13 protein-coding genes are annotated in these 18,980 nt (G+C 60.0%); 7 read left to right on the forward strand and 6 right to left on the reverse strand.

Annotation, left to right across the window (positions count from 1 at the left end):
• Position 1: 1 nt before the first annotated feature.
• From AB4N44_RS03830 to AB4N44_RS03840, 3 genes are all read left to right on the forward strand, one after another.
• Positions 2–760, forward strand: coding sequence for a PIG-L deacetylase family protein (locus AB4N44_RS03830; protein ID WP_460110156.1), 759 nt, complete (start codon positions 2–4; stop codon positions 758–760).
• Positions 761–954: 194 nt separating this feature from the next.
• Complete coding sequence (locus AB4N44_RS03835; RefSeq protein ID WP_123375378.1) at positions 955–1,737, forward strand: endonuclease/exonuclease/phosphatase family protein; 783 nt, start codon at positions 955–957, stop codon at positions 1,735–1,737.
• 389 nt (positions 1,738–2,126) lie between these two features.
• Positions 2,127–3,194, forward strand: coding sequence for an autotransporter domain-containing protein (locus AB4N44_RS03840; protein WP_160040321.1), 1,068 nt, complete (start codon positions 2,127–2,129; stop codon positions 3,192–3,194).
• Positions 3,195–3,318: 124 nt separating this feature from the next.
• Here AB4N44_RS03840 and glgB read toward each other — a convergent pair whose 3' ends face one another.
• The 3 genes from glgB to AB4N44_RS03855 all read right to left on the reverse strand — a co-directional run bounded on the left by glgB (position 3,319) and on the right by AB4N44_RS03855 (position 11,039).
• Positions 3,319–5,550 (reverse strand): 1,4-alpha-glucan branching protein GlgB, encoded by a 2,232-nt coding sequence (gene glgB / locus AB4N44_RS03845; protein WP_460110154.1) that lies wholly within the window; start codon positions 5,548–5,550, stop codon positions 3,319–3,321.
• A 2-nt stretch (positions 5,551–5,552) separates the two neighbouring features.
• Positions 5,553–8,894, reverse strand: coding sequence for a maltose alpha-D-glucosyltransferase (gene treS / locus AB4N44_RS03850; RefSeq protein WP_460158182.1), 3,342 nt, complete (start codon positions 8,892–8,894; stop codon positions 5,553–5,555).
• 147 nt (positions 8,895–9,041) lie between these two features.
• A complete protein-coding gene (locus AB4N44_RS03855; RefSeq protein WP_460110152.1) occupies positions 9,042–11,039 on the reverse strand; it encodes an alpha-1,4-glucan--maltose-1-phosphate maltosyltransferase in 1,998 nt (665 codons plus the stop codon).
• Positions 11,040–11,256: 217 nt separating this feature from the next.
• Here AB4N44_RS03855 and AB4N44_RS03860 point away from each other — a divergent pair, with 217 nt between their 5' ends.
• Positions 11,257–11,415: a hypothetical protein gene (locus tag AB4N44_RS03860; protein ID WP_003224520.1), complete on the forward strand. Its 159-nt coding sequence runs from the start codon at positions 11,257–11,259 to the stop codon at positions 11,413–11,415.
• A 125-nt stretch (positions 11,416–11,540) separates the two neighbouring features.
• Here AB4N44_RS03860 and AB4N44_RS03865 read toward each other — a convergent pair whose 3' ends face one another.
• The gene (locus AB4N44_RS03865) at positions 11,541–12,053 is read right to left on the reverse strand and encodes an MgtC/SapB family protein (protein WP_077572699.1); all 513 of its coding nucleotides are present in this window, start codon (positions 12,051–12,053) and stop codon (positions 11,541–11,543) included.
• Between the two features lie 125 nt (positions 12,054–12,178).
• On the opposite strand from AB4N44_RS03865, the gene AB4N44_RS03870 reads away from it, so the two are divergent.
• The 3 genes from AB4N44_RS03870 to mapR all read left to right on the forward strand — a co-directional run bounded on the left by AB4N44_RS03870 (position 12,179) and on the right by mapR (position 15,739).
• Positions 12,179–12,427: a DUF3203 family protein gene (locus tag AB4N44_RS03870; RefSeq protein WP_455807527.1), complete on the forward strand. Its 249-nt coding sequence runs from the start codon at positions 12,179–12,181 to the stop codon at positions 12,425–12,427.
• Between the two features lie 195 nt (positions 12,428–12,622).
• Positions 12,623–14,053, forward strand: coding sequence for a cytochrome c oxidase accessory protein CcoG (gene ccoG / locus AB4N44_RS03875; protein ID WP_460110151.1), 1,431 nt, complete (start codon positions 12,623–12,625; stop codon positions 14,051–14,053).
• Between the two features lie 276 nt (positions 14,054–14,329).
• Positions 14,330–15,739 carry a GntR family transcriptional regulator MpaR gene (mapR, locus tag AB4N44_RS03880; protein WP_034155962.1) on the forward strand — a complete coding sequence of 470 codons (1,410 nt, stop codon included), beginning with the start codon at positions 14,330–14,332 and terminating at the stop codon, positions 15,737–15,739.
• A gap of 134 nt (positions 15,740–15,873) precedes the next feature.
• Here the strand turns inward: mapR and AB4N44_RS03885 are convergent, their stop codons facing one another.
• A complete protein-coding gene (locus AB4N44_RS03885; RefSeq protein WP_127928002.1) occupies positions 15,874–16,620 on the reverse strand; it encodes an SDR family oxidoreductase in 747 nt (248 codons plus the stop codon).
• Positions 16,621–16,810: 190 nt separating this feature from the next.
• The gene (locus AB4N44_RS03890; RefSeq protein WP_127928004.1) at positions 16,811–18,892 is read right to left on the reverse strand and encodes a putative bifunctional diguanylate cyclase/phosphodiesterase; all 2,082 of its coding nucleotides are present in this window, start codon (positions 18,890–18,892) and stop codon (positions 16,811–16,813) included.
• Positions 18,893–18,980: the final 88 nt, after the last annotated feature.

The raw sequence follows: 18,980 nt of genomic DNA on the forward strand, positions 1-18,980 counted from the left end.
CATGAAACCGTTAACCCTCAGCGACAGCAGTTCGCCGGCGCAAATCTGGAACAGCGCCGCGCAACTGGACAACATTCCCGTCATCAATACCCGCAGCCTGGTGCCCGACGGCGCCCGCGCCGTGGTCATCGCGCCGCATCCGGGTGATGAAGTGGTCACCTGCGGCGGCCTGCTGCAATTACTCTCCAGCCTCGGTCATCCGCTGCAATTGCTCTCGATCACCGACGGCAGCGCCAGCCATCCGGGTTCGCGGCAATGGTCGGAAAAACGCCTTAGCGTATTCCGCCCACAGGAAAGCGTCGAAGCCCTGCGCCGCCTCGGCCTGCCGATGCACAGCCTGAAATGGGTGCGCGGTGGCTTCACTGACAACGCCCTGTGCGAACAACAGGCGCAAGTAACCGAATTCATCAGCCGCTACCTGCGCCCCGGCGACGTGGTGTTCAGCACCTGGCGCGGCGATGGCAACGACGACCATGAAGCCGTGGGCCGGGCCAGTGCGCAAGCGGCTGAACAGGCCGGCGCGACCTTTCATGATGTACCGGTGTGGGCCTGGCACTGGCCTGAACGCGACCAGCAACTGATCCCTTGGGAACGCGCGCGCAAACTGCGCCTCGACACCTGGACCGTCGCGCGCAAAAGCCACGCCACTCACGCCTACGCCAGCCAGCTCAACGGTGAACCGGCGATCGGCATTGCGCCGATGCTGCCGCCGGTGATTCTCGAAAGAATGCGCCTGCCCTACGAAATCGTGTTTGTCTGACGCCGTTTCGGGTGGGAGCGAGCCTGCTCGCGAACGCGGTGGTTCTACCAACTCATGTATTGGATTTGCCGACGCCTTCGCGAGCAGGCTCGCTCCCACAGGAATTGGGTTGTCATCAACCATGATTTGCAAGGAACTGCCGCCCCTCCCCGTCAGTCGCATGAACAAGTGGCCCGCAATCCAGAGGAGTGAACGTGTCCAGCGATCCCAAGCGTCATGTTGTCGACGCGCCCGTCATCCATCGTCTCAGGGTGCTGACGGTCAACACCCACAAGGGCTTCACCGCGCTCAACCGGCGCTTCATCCTGCCGGAACTGCGTGAAGCGGTGCGCAGCACTTCGGCCGATCTGGTGTTTCTGCAGGAAGTGGTGGGTGAACACGAGCGGCATTCGAGTCGTTACAACGAATGGCCGCAAACCTCGCAATACGAGTTTCTCGCCGACAGCATGTGGAGCGATTTCGCCTATGGGCGCAACGCCGTCTACCCCGACGGCCACCACGGCAATGCACTGCTGTCGAAATACCCGATCCGTGAGTACCGCAACCTCGATGTGTCGATCACCGGCCCTGAACGCCGTGGCCTGCTGCACTGCGTGCTCGATGTGCCGGGGCACGCCGAGGTCCACGCGATTTGTGTGCACCTGAGTCTGCTGGAAAGCCATCGGCAATTGCAGCTGCAACTGCTTTGTCAGTTGCTCGAATCCCTGCCTGATGATGCGCCGGTGATCATCGCCGGCGATTTCAATGACTGGCAGCTGCAGGGCAATGTCGCCCTCGCCCGTCGCGACTATCTGCACGAAGCCTTCGAGCGTCACCACGGGCGCCCGGCCAAGACTTACCCGGCGCGTTTTCCATTACTGCGACTGGACCGGATCTACCTGCGCAATGCCAGCAGTCATGACCCACAGATCCTCGGTAACAAGCCGTGGACGCATCTGTCCGATCATCTGCCGCTGGCCGTCGAAGTGCACCTGTAGCCGCAATAGTGACAGCAATGCAGGACGCAATGAGGCAGCTCGTTCGTTGGTTGAAAGTTACCGACAGACCATCTGTCGGTAACTGAATGCCTCTGGGTCGGGGCTTTCGTTGCGTTTTTCCATACAAACAACCACTTAGTTATGTGCAGAAAAACAAACGCTTGCAAAGCCCGTTTTGCTACTACCGCTCATCGTTCAATTTCTTGACGGGCACGCTCGACTCTTCTTATCTCTACCTTACTACCCCCGGAATCACTACCCGGGACGAGCCTTCGGACACTCGCGAAATCGAGCGGTCAGAGTTCGCCCCGCTCCATTCGGTCGCCCCTCGTTCGGGGTAGGAGAGACGCCACACAGAGAGAATGCATGCGCCTGCAAGGTAGACCTCCATGAAAACTTCAATAAGCCCACGCGAGATCAAAATCACTTTCTGCACAGTGTCGAGTTCAATCTTGCTGTGCTCATCCATGGAGGCGCAGGCCGGTTCTGCGGCGGATGAAACGACCCCGTGGTATCGCGCGGACGTGCCGGTCATGACCTTGCCCGCCACCGTCATTACGCCCGGCCCGCAACGCTTCAGTCCACGCCCCGATCTGCAAGGCACGCGCCTGATCACCGAAGACCTCGCTCCGTCAGCCTGGGATGAGTTGTACGGCAGAAGCGCCCGGCAGGCACAGACCGACGTGCTGTCGTCAGGTTACGCGACACCCGGCAGCGGCGACTTCAAAGGCCCCGCCGTGCTGACTCTGCAAAGTGGTAGCCATACCCAGAAAATCGGCCTGATTGGTGGTCTCAACCAGATTCAAGCCAATGGCAACGGCCCGCTTACCAGCCGCGCCCTGGCAGACCCGAACAGTGACACCCTCAATCTGCAAGGCCAAAGCCTTGGCGCCTATTACAGCCTGATCGGCGCCCAGGGCTGGCACGTTGATTTATCCGCCAGTGGCGGCCGGGTCAGCGGCTTCAGTCGCAACGGCCAAGGCGCGCGGCAAGCCACCGAAGGCAGTGCCATGACCTTCTCGGTCGAAGGCGGCTTCCCGATTGGCTTGAGTGAAAACTGGGTGGTGGAACCGCAGGCGCAATTGATCAATCAGCGCATCACCCTCGACACGCCCTACGCCGGTTCGGGCAATGCCTCTTCCTCCGATCTGACAGCGTGGAGCGGCCGCGTCGGCGCACGCTTGAAAGGCAGTTACGATTTGAATGGTCTGCCGGTCGAACCCTATGTGCGCACCAACCTCTGGCACACCGTTTACACCGGCAATACCGTGACCCTGGATCAGGTCGACAAGATCAGCAGCAGCCGCAAATCATCCACTGTTGAGTTGGGATTGGGCCTGGTGGCGCGGGTGACGCCGGCGGTGAGTCTGTATGTCAGTGCCGATTACAGCAGTGATGTCGATGACAATGATTTGAACGGGATCATTGGCAGCCTTGGAGTGCGGATGCGTTGGTGAGCGCTGAGCCGGATTTTGAAGGTGTCTGAACTGGCGCCTTCGCGAGCAGGCTCGCTCCCACATTTGGAATGTATTTACCCTGTGGGAGCGAGCCTGCTCGCGAAGGCAGCGACGCGGTCTCGGATCAACCCTCCGGTTTGAGGATCAACACCGCCAACGGCGGCAGATTCAGTTCCAGCGACAACGACTGGCCATGGCTCGGCACTTCCTCGGTAAACGCCCCGCCGCCATTGCCGTAATTGGAACCGGCATAGGTGTCGGCATCGCTGTTAAGCAGCTCAGTCCAGCGCCCGGAAAACGGCACACCGACGCGATAGGCCTGACGCGGCACCGGCGTGAAGTTAGCCACCACCAGCACCGGTTTACCGTCCTTGCTCCAGCGCAGCCAGGCATAAACGCTGTTGATCGCATCGTCGCCAATCAACCACTGAAAGCCCTGCGGTGCGTCGTCCTGATCGTGCAGCGCCGGCTCCTCGCGATAGAGCCGATTGAGATCGCCAACCAGTTTCTGCACGCCTTTGTGCTCGGAGTACTGCAGCAGATACCAGTCCAACTGCTGATCGTGATTCCACTCGCGCCACTGGCCAAATTCGCAGCCCATGAACAACAGCTTTTTGCCCGGATGCGTCCACATGAAACTCAGATAGGCGCGCAGGTTGGCGAATTTCTGCCAGCGATCACCGGGCATCTTGTCGATCAGCGAATGCTTGCCGTGCACCACTTCGTCGTGGGAAATCGGCAGGATGAACCGCTCGGACCAGGCGTAGACCAAGCCAAAACTCAACTCGTTGTGATGATGCGCGCGGTACACCGGATCCTGCTGAATGTAATGCAGCGAATCGTGCATCCAGCCCATGTTCCACTTGTAGGCGAAACCCAGTCCACCTTGCTGCGTGCTTTGGCTGACACCCGGCCACGCGGTGGATTCTTCGGCGATCACCAGCGCGCCCGGCGCTTCCAGCTCAACCACATCGTTCAAGTGCCGCAGAAAATCGATGGCTTCGAGATTCTCGCGGCCACCGTGGCGGTTGGGCACCCATTCGCCGGCCTTGCGCGAATAGTCGCGATAAAGCATCGACGCCACCGCATCGACGCGCAGACCGTCGACATGGAAATGCTTCAACCAGTGCAGTCCGGAGGCCAGCATATAGCCGTGCACCTCGGTGCGCCCGAGGTTGTAGATCAGCGTGTCCCAATCCTGATGGAAGCCTTCCAGCGGATTGCCGTACTCGTACAGCGCGGTGCCGTCGAACTGCGCCATACCGTGAGTATCAGTGGGGAAATGTGCTGGCACCCAGTCGAGGATCACACCGATCTCCGCCCGGTGGCAGGCGTCGACGAATTCGGCAAACTGCGCCGGGGAGCCATAGCGCGCGCTCGGCGCGAATTGCGAAAGCAATTGATAACCCCAGGAGCCACCAAACGGGTGCTCCATGATCGGCATCAGTTCGATATGGGTAAAACCCAGTTCCTTGACGTACGGGATCAACCTTTCAGCAAGTTCCGGCCAGGTGTACTGGCGCGCCACTTCGCCCAGATCGTCCAGCTCGCATTGCCAGGAACCGGCATGCAGTTCATAGATCGACAGCGGCGCCGAGTGTTTCTGCCGGTCGCGTCGGCTGCTCATCCAGTCCTGATCTTGCCAGTCGATTTGCAGCGGCTCAGCGACTTTCGACGCGGTATCCGGCGGCAGGCTGGTAGCCAGCGCCATCGGGTCGGCCTTGAGCGGCAGAATCCCGTGAGCGCCGAGAATCTCGTATTTGTACAACTCCCCCGCTTGCAGGCGCGGGATGAACAACTCCCAGACCCCCGACGGGTGACGCAGGCGCATTGGATGGCGACGCCCGTCCCAGACGTTGAAATCACCGACCACTGACACGCGTCGGGCATTCGGCGCCCACACGGCGAAACGCACGCCGTCGACACCATCCACGGTTTTCAGCTGGGCGCCGAGGCACGCACTGAGGTCGCGGTGATTGCCCTCGGCGAACAGATACAAATCCATTTCACCGAGCAGTTGACCGAAGCTATACGGGTCTTCGGCGACTTGCTCGCCGCCGGCCCAGCGCGTGCGCAACTGATACGGCCGCGCCTGATCGAAATGACCGACAAACAGCCCCGGCGTTTCGGTCTGCTCCAGTGGACCGCGTTCTTCGCCGCTGTCCTTGTCCAGCACCACGACACTCAACGCACCCGGTAGATAGGCGCGAATGAACTGCCCGCCAGCGCCATCGCCGTGCGGGCCAAGAATGGAAAAAGGATCGTGATGTTCAGCGCGGACCAAGGCGTCGATATCTTTCGCCGAGGGCAGCAATGCTTCTTTGACCTGACCCTGTTCCTTGTTCGAGAAACTCATGACTACTCTCCACCAAGATCGGAAAAGGGTTTAAGCCCCGTCAATGACCCGTACAAACCATGCAACGGCACGGGCAGCCACGTGGGGCGATTTTCGGCTTCATAGGCCACTTCATAGGCCGCCTTCTCCAGGCCAAACAACGCCAAAGCGGCGTCGGCACCTTCAGGATCTTGCCAGGCATGATCAAGACTAGCTGCCGCACGGCGATATGCCTGAACAAATGCCTCACGGGCCTCACGCAGATAACGCTCGGCGACCAGACGCCGCGCGGTTTCAGACTCAGCGCTGTGGTCGACGTTGTGCACGTTGATGGTCATCGCTGCCGCGTAATCGAACGAGCGCAGCACGCCGCTGACATCTTTGTACGGACTGTGTTTGCCACGGCGCTCGCTCAATGGCCGCGCCGGCTCACCCTCGAAGTCGATCAGATAGGCATCGCCCTTGATCACCAGCACCTGGCCCAAATGCAGATCGCCATGGACGCGAATGCGCAAACCGCCGACGGCTTTTTTCGCCAGATCCTGCACGTGGGCGAGAATGGTTTTCTTCTCGTCGACCAGCCTCTTCACCAGTTTCTGATCCGCTGCGCTGAGTTCGCCCTGATGCTGCTTGAGCAGTTTCAAGGCGTGCTCGACCTGGGCCACGACATCCTTGCCCGTCGCCTGCATGTCCTTGGCCGTCGACACCTGCGGCGCGAAGTCGGCATTGTCGGTAGGCGCGGCGAGCACCTTGTGCATCTCACCCAGACGCTGACCGAGCATGCCGGCAAAATCCCTTAGCTCACCGAGGGCGTTGTAATGCTGTTCCTGCTCGGACATGGCATCGGCCAGCTCATCACGCAGCGCCCGTTCGAGGTTGTTCTGCGTCCATTCCCACGCATCGCCCTGATTGCTCAAGTAACCCTGAGCGATCATCAGCAAGTTGTCTTCGCCCTTGCCATCGCGACGGATCACCGAGCCGAGCAGCGGAGAGATATTGGCAAATCCGGCCTCGGTCAGGTAAGCGCTCATCTCCAGTTCCGGGTGTACGCCAGAAGCGACTTTACGTATCAGCTTGAGCACCATGCTGTTGCCGATCACCACCGAGCTGTTCGATTGCTCGGCGGACAGATAACGCACTTCCGACTCGGCACCGAGGCCGAGTTTTTCCAGATGCGGCGTCGGTGCAAAGCGGATTTCACCCTCATTCGACTCCAATACCGTGTTGTTCTGCATGCCTTGCAGCACCGCACGAATAAACGCTTCGAGGCTGAACGCGTCGGTGATCAGACCGACTTGTCGTACACGGCGTACACGGGACAAGGCCAATTGCTGCGGCAACGCCGGGCCGACCTGATCCTCGGAAATGAAACCGAACGGCAGTTGATAACGACTGGTCTGCCCACCACTGGTGACTTCGATTTCGCTGAGCAGCACCGGATGCTGCGCATCGCCAAATCGTACGCCGTAGGCAAGATGTACCTTGTCGATGGCTGCATCCTTGCCGGCGAACCAGCGGCGGTTCTGCAGCCAGCTCGGCAGAATGCTCTGCTCCAGCGTCGTCCGTGACGGCGCTTCGAGCAGTTCTTCCATGCGTTTCTTCAACACCAGCGTGGTGAAGTCCGGCAGGCTCTGCGCCGGTTCGACGTGCCAGCTCGGCATCTGGTTTTCCGCGGCCAGTGCAAACCAGTAGAAACCGTACGGCGCCAGGGTCAGGAGGAAATTCAACTGACCGATCGGCGGGAAGGCATTACCGCCGAGCATCTCCACCGGCACCATGCCGACGTAGGCCGACAGGTCCAGTTCCACCGCTTGCGCACTGCGCGAAACGTTGGCCACGCAGAGGATGATTTCGTGTTTGCCGTCGGCATCGGTGAATTCGCGGGTGTAGGCCAGCACGCGACGGTTGTTCGGTGAAAGCATCTTCAAGGTGCCACGGCCGAAGGCCTTGGACTGCTTGCGCACCGCTAGCAGACGGCGGGTCCAGTTCAACAGCGAATGCGGGTCGCCCGACTGGGTTTCGACGTTGACCGACAAATAACCGTACTGCGGATCCATGATCGGCGGCAGCACCAGACTCGCCGGGTCGGCGCGGGAGAAGCCGCCGTTACGGTCGATCGACCATTGCATCGGCGTGCGCACACCGTCGCGGTCGCCGAGGTAGATATTGTCGCCCATGCCGATTTCATCGCCGTAATACAAGGTCGGCGTGCCGGGCATCGACAGCAGCAGACTGTTGAGCAATTCGATGCGGCGGCGATCACGTTCCATCAGTGGCGCCAGACGCCGACGAATGCCGAGATTGATCCGCGCACGGCGGTCAGCGGCGTAGTAATTCCACAGATAGTCACGTTCTTTGTCAGTGACCATTTCCAGGGTCAGCTCATCGTGGTTGCGCAGAAAGATCGCCCACTGGCAGTTGGCAGGGATTTCCGGGGTCTGGCGTAAAATGTCGGTGATCGGGAAGCGATCTTCCTGGGCCAGCGCCATGTACATGCGCGGCATCAGCGGGAAGTGAAACGCCATGTGGCATTCGTCACCGTTAAGGCCCGCGGCATCGGTATCACCGAAGTACAGCTGGGTGTCTTCCGGCCATTGGTTGGCCTCGGCGAGCAGCATGCGGTCGGGATAGTTGGCGTCGATTTCTGCGCGGATCTGTTTGAGGACGTCGTGGGTCTCGGGCAGGTTCTCGTTGTTGGTACCGTCACGCTCGATCAGGTACGGAATCGCGTCGAGGCGCAGACCGTCGATGCCCATGTCCAGCCAGTAGCGCATCACCGAGAGCACGGCTTTCATCACTTGCGGGTTGTCGAAATTCAGGTCCGGTTGGTGCGAATAGAAACGGTGCCAGAAGTACTGGCCGGCGACCGGGTCCCAGGTCCAGTTGGACTTTTCCGTGTCGAGAAAAATGATCCGCGTGCCGTCGTACTTCTGATCGTCATCCGACCACACATAGAAGTCCCGCGCCGCCGAGCCGGGTTTGGCCTTGCGTGCACGCTGGAACCACGGGTGCTGATCGGAGGTGTGGTTGATGACCAGCTCGGTGATCACCCGCAAGCCGCGTTTGTGCGCTTCGGCGATAAAGCGCTTGGCGTCGGCCATGGTCCCGTAATCGCTGTGTACGCCTCGGTATTCGGCAATGTCATAACCGTCATCGCGACGCGGCGAGGGATAGAACGGCAATAGCCAGATGGTATTGACGCCGAGGTCGGCGATGTAATCGAGTTTGGCGATCAGGCCGGGAAAGTCGCCGATCCCGTCATTATTGGAGTCGAAAAACGATTTGACGTGAACTTGATAGATCACCGCGTCCTTGTACCAGAGCGGGTCTTTGATGAAGGTGGCTGCCTTGGGTTTCTTCGCCATGTGAAACTCCTGCTGAATGCTTTAAAAGCGCCCCACGATGATCGTTCCCCCGCTCTGCGTGGGAATGCCGCCATGGACGCTCTGCGTCCGTTTCTGGGACGCGGAGCGTCCCGGGATGCATTCCCACGCAGAGCGTGGGAACGATCATTACGTAGCGGTGATTCGCCAGATGCCGAACGGCTGATACGCCGGGTCCAGGCGCATGAACTGGTATTTGCCGTGCCAGTCCCAGCGATGCCCGTTCATCAAGTCCTCGCCATGGGTCGTCGCGTCATCGGGCAGGCCCATTTCCCACAGCGGCAATTCGAAATTCGCCTCCTGCACGTTATGCGGATCGAGGCTGACCGCGACCAGGATGAAATTGCTGCCGTCAAAACTGCGCTTGCCGAAATACAGAATATTGTCGTTCCAGGCGTTGTAGACCTTCAGGCCCAGGTGCGTGTGCAACGCCGGGTTCTGCCGACGAATGCGGTTGAGCTGGGCGATCTCGGCAATGATGTTGCCGGGCGCTGTGAAGTCGCGGACGCGGATCTCGTACTTCTCCGAATCGAGGTATTCCTCCTTGCCCGGCACCGGGGCCGCCTCACACAGTTCGAACCCCGAATACATGCCCCACAGCCCCGAGCCCATGGTCGCCAGCGCCGCGCGAATCAGAAACCCCGGGCGCCCGGATTCATGCAGGAACGCCGGGTTGATGTCCGGCGTATTGACGAAGAAGTTCGGCCGGTAGCATTCGCGCCACGGCGATTCATTCAGTTCGGTGAGGTACGTGGCCAGTTCGTTTTTGGTATTGCGCCAAGTGAAATAGGTGTAGCTCTGTGTGTAGCCGACCTTGCCCAGACGCGCCATCATCGCCGGCGTGGTAAAGGCTTCGGCGAGGAAGATCACTTCCGGGTACAGCGCCCGTACATCAGCGATCAGCCACTGCCAGAACGGCAGCGGTTTGGTGTGTGGATTGTCGACGCGGAAGATCTTCACGCCCTCTTCGACCCAACCAATGACGATGTCACGCAGCTCGATCCAAAGGCTCGGAATCGCGTCCGGCGCATAGAAGTCGACGTTGACGATGTCCTGATATTTCTTCGGTGGGTTTTCCGCGTATTTGATCGTGCCGTCCGGGCGCCAGTTGAACCAGCCCGGATGCTGTTTGAGCCACGGGTGGTCCTGGGAACACTGGATGGCGAAATCGAGGGCGATTTCCAGGCCATGATCGGCGGCAGCGGCGACCAGTCGACGGAAGTCGTCGCGGGTGCCGAGTTGCGAGTGGATCGCCTCGTGACCGCCCTCCTCACTGCCAATCGCATAAGGGCTGCCCGGATCATCGGGGCCGGCGGTCAGGGAATTATTGCGGCCCTTGCGATGGGCGCGACCGATCGGGTGGATCGGGGTGAAGTACAGCACGTCGAAGCCCATGTCCTGAATCATCGGCAGACGCGAGTGCACGTCGTTAAAGGTGCCGTGGCGGTGGGGATCGTCGGTGATCGAGCGTGGAAACAGCTCGTACCAACTGGCGAACTCGGCCAGCTCACGCTCGACGTCCATGGGGAATTCGGCGCTGACGCTCAAGTAAGCCCGGTGATCGGCCTCGGCCATCAGTTGCGCACTGCGCGAGTGCAGAAACAGCGCAACTTGCTCGGTTTCGAGCAGCCCGGAGAGTTCATGGTGCAACGCTGCGAGCTGTTCGCTCAGTTGGCCTTCGCTGCGTTCAGCGGCCTGTTGCACCATGCTGCGGCCTTCTTGCAGCTCGAGCGAAACGGGCACGGCAGCGTTGTGCTTCTTCTCCAGTTCATACTGGAAACTGGCGAATTGATCGATCCACGCTTCGATGCAATACAGGTAGCGCCCCTGATGTTCAGGGCGGAACTGGCCTTGCCAGCCGTTATTGCCCTGATCGGTCATCACTTCGCTTTGCCAGGTCTCCTCGCCTTCCTCGCGCCAGCGGATGCGCACCGCGAGTTTGTCGTGGCCGTCGGCAAACACTTTGCTGGTGACCACCACTTCGCGGCCGGCAATCGACTTCACGGCGAACTGCCCGCCATCAAGCGTCGGCATGGTGTTTTCGATGACAATGCGCGGCAGCAGCAGTGCCTGCGACAGCGGCATGTGCGGGTTGTAGCTCAGTTCCGAAGGTTTTTCAGCAGTCATTGAGCATCTCTCCTTAACGCCCCAAGGACGCTCTTGTGCCGGATCAGTGTTCACAACGAAGCACCTGCCCCGAAATGAACTCACTTAGGTTCCGAGCGACCGGCGCCGGGAAAAGTTCAGATGAAATTGCCGTGTCAGAAAAGCGGATCGAATTGCGCGCAGGGTGGTCAATCCACTTAAGCACTTCTCACGCCATGTGCCACACGGAGGTCTACAGATGAACATCCCGATCCCGGCGGAAACGCCCGATCCGAACATCGACAAACCCACTTTGCCCGAGACTGAGCCGCAACCGATTCCCGAGCAGGAACCACCTGGCACCACGCCACCGCCGAAAGAAGAACCACCAACGACGATGCCACCAGTCATCGTCTGACTGATCGTTCCCACGCTCCGCGTGGGAATGCAGCCCGGGACGCTCCGCGTCCCAAAGCGGACGCGGAGCGTCCATTGAGGCATTCCCACGCAGAGCGTGGGAACGATCAACGTGGCAACGATCAGTCAGTGATCATCAGTCTTCTCCTCTTCTTTTTCGAAGAGTTTTACGATGCGCGGCATCACGCTGAAAATCCCCAGCGCCAGAAAGGTACTGAGCAGCGCCGTGGCTTCCCGGCCAAGGCCGGCAGCGACACCAATGGCCGCCGTCATCCACAGCCCGGCAGCCGTGGTCAGACCTTTGACATGGCCCTCATCGCCTTCCTTGTTTTTCAGGATAGTCCCGGCACCGAGAAAACCGATCCCGGCAATCACCCCTTGCACCACGCGACTCATCGCATCGGACTCGGCCCCGGACGTCTGCGGCACCAGTACAAACAACGCCGCCCCCAGCGCCACCAACATATGCGTGCGCACCCCTGCAGCCTTGCCCTTGTGCTCACGCTCGAACCCGAGAATGCCGCCCAGAATCGCCGCCATCAGCAGGCGCACGGTAATGCGCGTCAATTGCGAAGCATCGCCAACGTCGGCGAACTCCGCCTGCAGGGTTTCCCACACTTCATGCCACCACGCGTTCATCGTGCAGTCCTTGTTATTGGGTCTATAGAGGATGGACAGCGGCGACCATTAATCAGTTGCGCAGAACGATCGGCGCAGCGTGCGCCCTAACCTTGCAGACCTCCCTGAAAAAAAGGACTGTTCCTATGCCTCTTCGAGTCGATGAATCCAACCCCGAGCAAAAAGTGTGTTTTTTCCCCGTTGAACATGGCGAGGAAATTCGCATTTGCGACACCCTGGAAGTCAGGACGGACAGCGAAAAAGCCATGTCGTTCGTGGAAATAGAAGGCCGCCGCGTTTACATCACCGAGGCAGAAGCCGACGAATTGACCGTCGCAGGCGCCAAGGACGGCCGCAAGCATTTGAAGGCCGACGAGAGTGGTTCGGTGATTTGACTGACCTTGATCAACACCCCGCGCAAACGCCTGCGATAGGCGTTTGCGCCCGTGTCTGCGGGCTGCTTCAAGTTGTCGCAGGCGTTGCGCAGAAACGCATCTGATCCGCTTTTTATTGAAATAGCTGAGTCTGTTATGCAAACAGATCGGCGCTCATAGTGCTCTGGCCTGATGGAGGCTGATGAGCGAATAACCATGAGCGAACAAATCCCCGTCCGAACCGTAGAAGCATCTCCAACTATCAAAAGTGTGCCCGCACGCCCAATGAAGGCGACGGCCAGGTCCAGCGACAACCAGATCCACACCCGCAGCTTCACCGGCCTGTTCCGCACCCTGCGCATGAGCGGCGCGGGTTTTCTGTTCGTGTTGTTTTTCGGCACCGTGTGGCTGAACTGGGGCGGGCGTCAGGCAGTGCTCTGGGATCTTTCCGAAAGCAAATTCCACATCTTCGGCGCGACGTTCTGGCCGCAGGATTTCATCCTGCTCTCGGCGCTGCTGATCATTGCCGCGTTCGGCCTGTTCGCCATCACCGTGTTCGCCGGCCGGGTCTGGTGCGGCTACACCTGCCCGCAGAGTTCGTGGACATGGATCTTCATGTGGTGCGAGAAGATCACCGAAGGCGAACGCAACCAACGGATCAAACTGCAAGCCGCGCCGTGGAACCTGAACAAACTGGCGCGCCGTGCGGCCAAGCACACCCTGTGGCTGGCGATCAGCGTGCTGACCGGCCTGACCTTCGTCGGTTATTTCACCCCTATCCGGCCATTGGCCGAAGAATTGCTGACCCTGCAAATTGGTGGCGTCAGTCTGTTCTGGGTGCTGTTTTTCACCGCTGCCACCTACATCAACGCCGGTTGGTTACGTGAGGCGGTGTGCATGCACATGTGCCCGTATGCGCGGTTCCAGAGCGTGATGTTCGACAAGGACACCCTGGCGATTTCCTATGACGTGGCCCGTGGCGAAAACCGTGGCCCGCGTAAACGCGACGTGAAACCGCTGGAAGCAGGCCTGGGCGATTGCATCGACTGTCAGTTGTGCGTGCAGGTCTGCCCGACCGGCATCGACATTCGCGATGGCTTGCAGATGGAGTGCATCGGTTGTGCCGCGTGCATCGATGCCTGTGACTCGATCATGGACAAAATGAATTACCCGCGTGGTTTGATCCGCTACAGTTCCGAGCGCGAATTGCAGGGTGGCAAAACCCATCTGCTGCGCCCGCGTTTGATCGGCTACAGCGTGGTGCTGGTGGCGATGATTGGCGCGCTGGCATTGGCGCTGGTGGAGCGGCCGATGGTCTCGCTGGACGTGACCAAGGATCGCGGCTTGTTCCGTGAAAACGGTCAAGGCCAGATCGAAAACATCTATAGCCTCAAAGTCATCAACAAGACCCAGCAACGCCAGGACTACAACCTGACGCTGGTGGATGGCGATGGCTTCCAGCTGCAAGGCAAGACCGAGATGAGCCTGGCCCCGGGAGAGATTGTCGATGTGCCGGTGTCGGTGGCGATGACCACGGAACGTCCGGCCAGCAGCTCGCAGACCTTGAGTTTCAAGATTGCCGACAGCGATGAGCCTGAAATTTATAGCGTGGCGAAGAGCAGGTTTGTTGCGCCGATGAATCGTTGATCCCTTAGAATCCGCTCCCTCACCCCAGCCCTCTCCCAGGGGTAGAGGGGGCCGACCGAGGTGTCTGTCGCTATACATCGACCTGACAGACCGAGTCGATTATGGATTCAGCAAAGCACTTTCCGGCCGAGTCGATTATGGATTCAACAAAGTACTTTCAGGTCGGTGTAGTTCACAAGCATCCCGCAATCAGTCCCCTCTCCCTTTGGGAGAGGGTTAGGGTGAGGGGCAGTTCCCCTGACACACCTCATCATCAACCAGCACCAAGGCTCCTCGATGAAACGCTACGAAAAATTCGCCGACGACATCGCTGAACTGATCCGCTCCGGCGTGCTTGGCCCCGGCCAGCGCGTGCCTTCGGTGCGTTACGCCAGCCAGACCTACGGTGTCAGCCCGTCCACGGTGTTCCAGGCCTATTACCTGCTCGAACGCCGCGGCCTGATCCGCGCGCGGCCGCGCTCCGGTTACTTCGTCAACACCCACGCGCCGAGCCCGTTTTCCGAGCCGGTGATCAGTAGCCACGTCAACGATTCCACCGAAGTCGACGTCAGCGAACTGGTGTTCTCGGTCCTCGATTCGATCAAAGACCCGAGCACCATCCCCTTCGGCTCGGCATTCCCCAGCCCGACGCTGTTTCCGCTGCAACGCCTGTCGCGCTCGCTGGCCAGCGCTGCCCGCGAGATGGATCCGCGCATGGTCGTCACCGACATGTCGCCGGGCAATCCGCAACTGCGCCGGCAAATCGCTCTGCGCTACATGGTCGGCGGCCTGATGCTGCCGATGGAAGAACTGCTGATCACCAACGGCGCCCTCGAAGCGCTGAACCTGTGCTTGCAAGCCGTGACCGAACCCGGCGATCTGGTGGCAATCGAGGCCCCGGCGTTCTACGCCAGCCTGCAAGTACTGGAACGGCTGAAACTCAAAGCCGTGGAAATCCCCGTGCACCCGCGCGATGGCATCGACCTCGGCGTGCTAGCGCAAACCCTGGAACGCCATCCGATCAAGGCCTGCTGGTGCATGACCAGTTTCCAGAACCCGATGGGCGCCACCATGCCCGAGGCGAAGAAACAGGAACTGGTCGAACTGCTGCGCCGCCACCAAGTGCCACTGATCGAAGACGATGTCTACGCCGAACTCTATTACGGCCAACAGGCACCGAAACCGGCCAAGGCCTTCGACACCGAAGGCCTGGTGATGCATTGCGGCTCGTTCGCCAAAAGCCTGGCCCCCGGTTACCGCATCGGCTGGGTCGCCGCCGGGCGTTATGCGCAGAAAATCGAACGGCTGAAACTGATGACCTCGCTGTGTGCCTCGATGCCCGCGCAGGCAGCGATTGCCGACTATCTGCAACACGGCGGCTACGACCGTCACTTACGCAAATTGCGTTACGCCCTCGAAGAACAGCAAAGCGCGATGCTCGCCGCGATTGCCCGTTATTTCCCGGCGCAGACGCGGGTCAGCCAACCCGCAGGTGGTTACTTCCTGTGGCTGGAATTGCCACCGCAGATGGATTCATTGAAGCTGTTTCAGATGGCACTGGCGCAAGGCATCAGCATTGCCCCGGGGCCGATTTTCTCGCCGACGCAGCGGTTCAGGAACTGTATTCGTCTGAACTATGGCAGCCCTTGGACTGAGGATTCGGAGAAGGCTATGGAGACGTTGGGGCGGATTGTGCGGTCGTTCTGACAGTCCTGTGTTGCTTGGGCTATTGCCTTCGCGAGCAGGCTCGCTCCCACCTTGGATTTGTGCCGGACACAGAACCAATGTGGGAGCGAGCCTGCTCGCGAAGAGGGCCGACCTGGCAACGAAATGTTCAGGGCTTAACGCCCGCCCCCCAAATCAACAAACGTCCCGGTCGCATACGACGCCTTGTCCGACAACAACCAGACAATCGCCTCCGCCACCTCATCCGGCCGGCCGCCACGGGCCATTGGAATCGCCGACTCCAGCTTGCTGACCCGATCCGGATCGCCGCTCAAGGCATGGAAATCGGTATAGATGTAACCCGGACGCACCGCGTTGACGCGAATTCCCTCGCCCGCCACTTCCTTGGACAAACCGATGGTGAAGGTATCGAGTGCACCTTTGGACGCGGCGTAATCGACGTATTCGTTCGGCGAGCCGAGACGCGAAGCCACCGACGACACGTTGACGATGCTGCCGCCCTGCCCGCCGTGCTTGGGTGACATGCGCAGGATCGCGTGCTTGGCGCAGAGGATCGGTGCCAGGACATTGGTTTTCATGATTTTGAGGATACGGAATTCGGACATTTCGTCGACTCGCGACTTTTGTCCGACGGTGCCAGCGTTGTTCACCAAAGCGGTGACGCGGCCCAGTTCGCTGTCGACCCGTTGGAACAGCGCGATCACCTCGTCTTCGATGCTGACATCGGCCCGCACCGCGATGGCCTGTGCACCCAAGGCACGGACTTGCTCCAGCACGCTTTGCGCAGCCTGTTCATCCGACTGATAGTTGATGCAGATCCGATAGCCTTGCCCGGCAGCCAACAGCGCCGTCGCGGCGCCAATTCCGCGTCCGCCACCGGTGATCACAATGACTTTATCCATGCTGGCCTTTCCCCCAAATGCACACGTAACAGTCGGGGGGAAGAATAACCGCCATTGGCGGGTTTTGCATGGAGTCTGTGGTGTCTGGGCAGACGCCTTCGCGAGCAAGCTCGCTCCCACACTGGATTTGTGCTCCACGCCGCCCCCCTGTGGGAGCGAGCCTGCTCGCGAAGAACGATAACGCGGTCGATCAGACCACCGCTAACTGCTCACCCCGCGCAATATCCTGCATGAATTTTTCCGCCGGCATCGGATGCCCCAGCAGATACCCCTGCAACGAATCACAACCCAACTGCGTCAGAAATTCCTGCTGCACGCCGGTTTCCACGCCTTCCGCGACAATGCGCAAACCGAGCGCCTGCCCCAACGCAACAATCGCCGAGACAATCGCCGCATCGTCGCTGTCATGCTCAAGATCGCGCACAAATCCACGGTCGATCTTCAGCTCATTGGCCGGCAAACGCTTGAGATACATCAGACTGGAATAACCGGTGCCGAAGTCATCGATCGACAGATCGACGCCCATGTCCGACAACTCCTGCAACACCGTCATGCTCGCATCGGCATCGCTCATCGCCGTGGTTTCGGTGATTTCCAGGGTCAGGCTGTTGGCCGGCAAGTGGTGGGTGGCCAGCGCCTTGGCCACGCTGCGTACCAGCCCTGTGTGGCAAAACTGCAACGCCGACAGATTCACCGCGATGCGCCAATCGGTGTAACCGAGCACGTACCACTCGCGCATCTGCCGGCAGGCTTCGTTGAGCACCCATTCACCGATCGGAATGATCAGACCGGTTTTCTCGGCCAGTTCGATGAACTTGTCCGGCATCAGCATGCCGTGGGTCGGGTGCTGCCAACGCAACAGCGCTTCAGCGCCGACCGGACGGCCATTGGCGGCATCGAACTTGGGTTGGTAGTGCAAGCTGAACTGGCTGTGCTCAAGTGCCGCACGCAGGTCCTGCAACAACTGCAACTGCTTGCGTGCGTTGTTGTTCATCGAGGCATCGAAAAAACTGTAGCCGTTTTTGCCGCCGCCCTTGGCGTGGTACATCGCTGCGTCGGCGTTCATCAGCAGTTCCTGCGCGTTCTGGCCATTGCCCGGATACAGGGCGATGCCGACGCTGGCGGAGATCTGCAAGTCATGCTCGGCGACGCGGAACGATTGCGCGATCAAGCCGACCTGACGGGCCGCCAATCCCAAAGCGTCATTGGGTTCGGTGAGGCGCACCAACAACACGAATTCATCGCCACCGATCCGCGCCAGCGTGTCCGGGCCGCGCAAGTCTTCACGCAGACGCAACCCCACTTCACGCAGCAACTGATCGCCCATGTGATGACCAAACGCATCGTTAACCGGTTTGAAGCCGTCCAGATCGATGAACATCAAGGCAAAACAGCCGCCCTGCTCATGGACCTTTTTCATTGCCTGATTAATGCGGTCGTCCAGCAGCATGCGGTTCGGCAGCCCGGTCAGGGTGTCGTGCAGGGCCAGCTGGGTGAGTTCGCGGTTGGCCACGGTCAACGAGTGCGCGAGATCGGCGGTGCGCGCTTCGAGGCGCGCGTCGAGAATCGAGGTCAGCAAGGCAATCGACAGCACCGCCAACGTGGTAATCAACACCAGGCTGTCGAGGCCATTGCCTTTCAAGCCATTGACGGTGGCGCCACAGAAACTGCCATCAGGGAATTGCGCAGCAGCCATGCCGGTGTAATGCATGCCGACAATCGCGATGCCCATGATGATCGCCGCGCCGCCGCGAATCAGACGCACATAGGGAGAATGCTGACGCAAGCGGAAGGCGATCCACAGCGCCGCCGCCGACGCACCGACGGCAATCAGCAACGAGGCGCCGAACAGCGTCGGGTCGTAATCAATGCCGGGCGTCATGCGCATCGCCGCCATGCCGGTGTAATGCATGGCGCTGATCCCGCTGCCCATGATCAACGCACCCAATGCCAGTTGCAGCATTGGCAGTTTCGGCTGGCTGACCAGCCACAGCGCGAACCCGCAGGACAACACGGCGATCAGCAGCGACAGCACGGTCAGACTGATGTCATAGCCGAGATCGATCGGCAGTTTGAAGGCGAGCATGCCAATGAAATGCATCGACCAGACGCCGATGCCCATGGCGAACGCTCCCCCCGCCGTCCAGAAATGCACGGCACGGCCCTTGGCCGTGGCGATGCGACCGGTGAGGTCGAGCGCGGTGTAGGAAGCGAGAATCGCCACGCATAACGAAATGAAAACCAGGGTGGAGGAATAACTACCGATGAGCATGGGATTTCTCGTGGCCACCCAACGCGGATTGCGTCCGTTCCCGGTCGGGCAAATGCGGCGATTGTACTGATTGCACAGAAGAACGCAC

The sequence above is a fragment of the Pseudomonas sp. S3_C06 genome (assembly GCF_054667675.1).

Bases quoted from the DNA above. Each gene is read 5' to 3' on its own strand.
- AB4N44_RS03840 (WP_160040321.1), top strand. From the start codon at position 2,127: ATGAAAACTTCAATAAGCCCACGCGAGATCAAAATCACTTTCTGCACA.
- AB4N44_RS03885 (WP_127928002.1), bottom strand. From the start codon at position 16,620: ATGGATAAAGTCATTGTGATCACCGGTGGCGGACGCGGAATTGGCGCC.
- AB4N44_RS03830 (WP_460110156.1), top strand. From the start codon at position 2: ATGAAACCGTTAACCCTCAGCGACAGCAGTTCGCCGGCGCAAATCTGG.
- mapR (WP_034155962.1), top strand. From the start codon at position 14,330: ATGAAACGCTACGAAAAATTCGCCGACGACATCGCTGAACTGATCCGC.
- glgB (WP_460110154.1), bottom strand. From the start codon at position 5,550: ATGAGTTTCTCGAACAAGGAACAGGGTCAGGTCAAAGAAGCATTGCTG.
- treS (WP_460158182.1), bottom strand. From the start codon at position 8,894: ATGGCGAAGAAACCCAAGGCAGCCACCTTCATCAAAGACCCGCTCTGG.
- AB4N44_RS03860 (WP_003224520.1), top strand. From the start codon at position 11,257: ATGAACATCCCGATCCCGGCGGAAACGCCCGATCCGAACATCGACAAA.
- ccoG (WP_460110151.1), top strand. From the start codon at position 12,623: ATGAGCGAACAAATCCCCGTCCGAACCGTAGAAGCATCTCCAACTATC.
- AB4N44_RS03865 (WP_077572699.1), bottom strand. From the start codon at position 12,053: ATGAACGCGTGGTGGCATGAAGTGTGGGAAACCCTGCAGGCGGAGTTC.
- AB4N44_RS03855 (WP_460110152.1), bottom strand. From the start codon at position 11,039: ATGACTGCTGAAAAACCTTCGGAACTGAGCTACAACCCGCACATGCCG.
- AB4N44_RS03890 (WP_127928004.1), bottom strand. From the start codon at position 18,892: ATGCTCATCGGTAGTTATTCCTCCACCCTGGTTTTCATTTCGTTATGC.
- AB4N44_RS03870 (WP_455807527.1), top strand. From the start codon at position 12,179: ATGCCTCTTCGAGTCGATGAATCCAACCCCGAGCAAAAAGTGTGTTTT.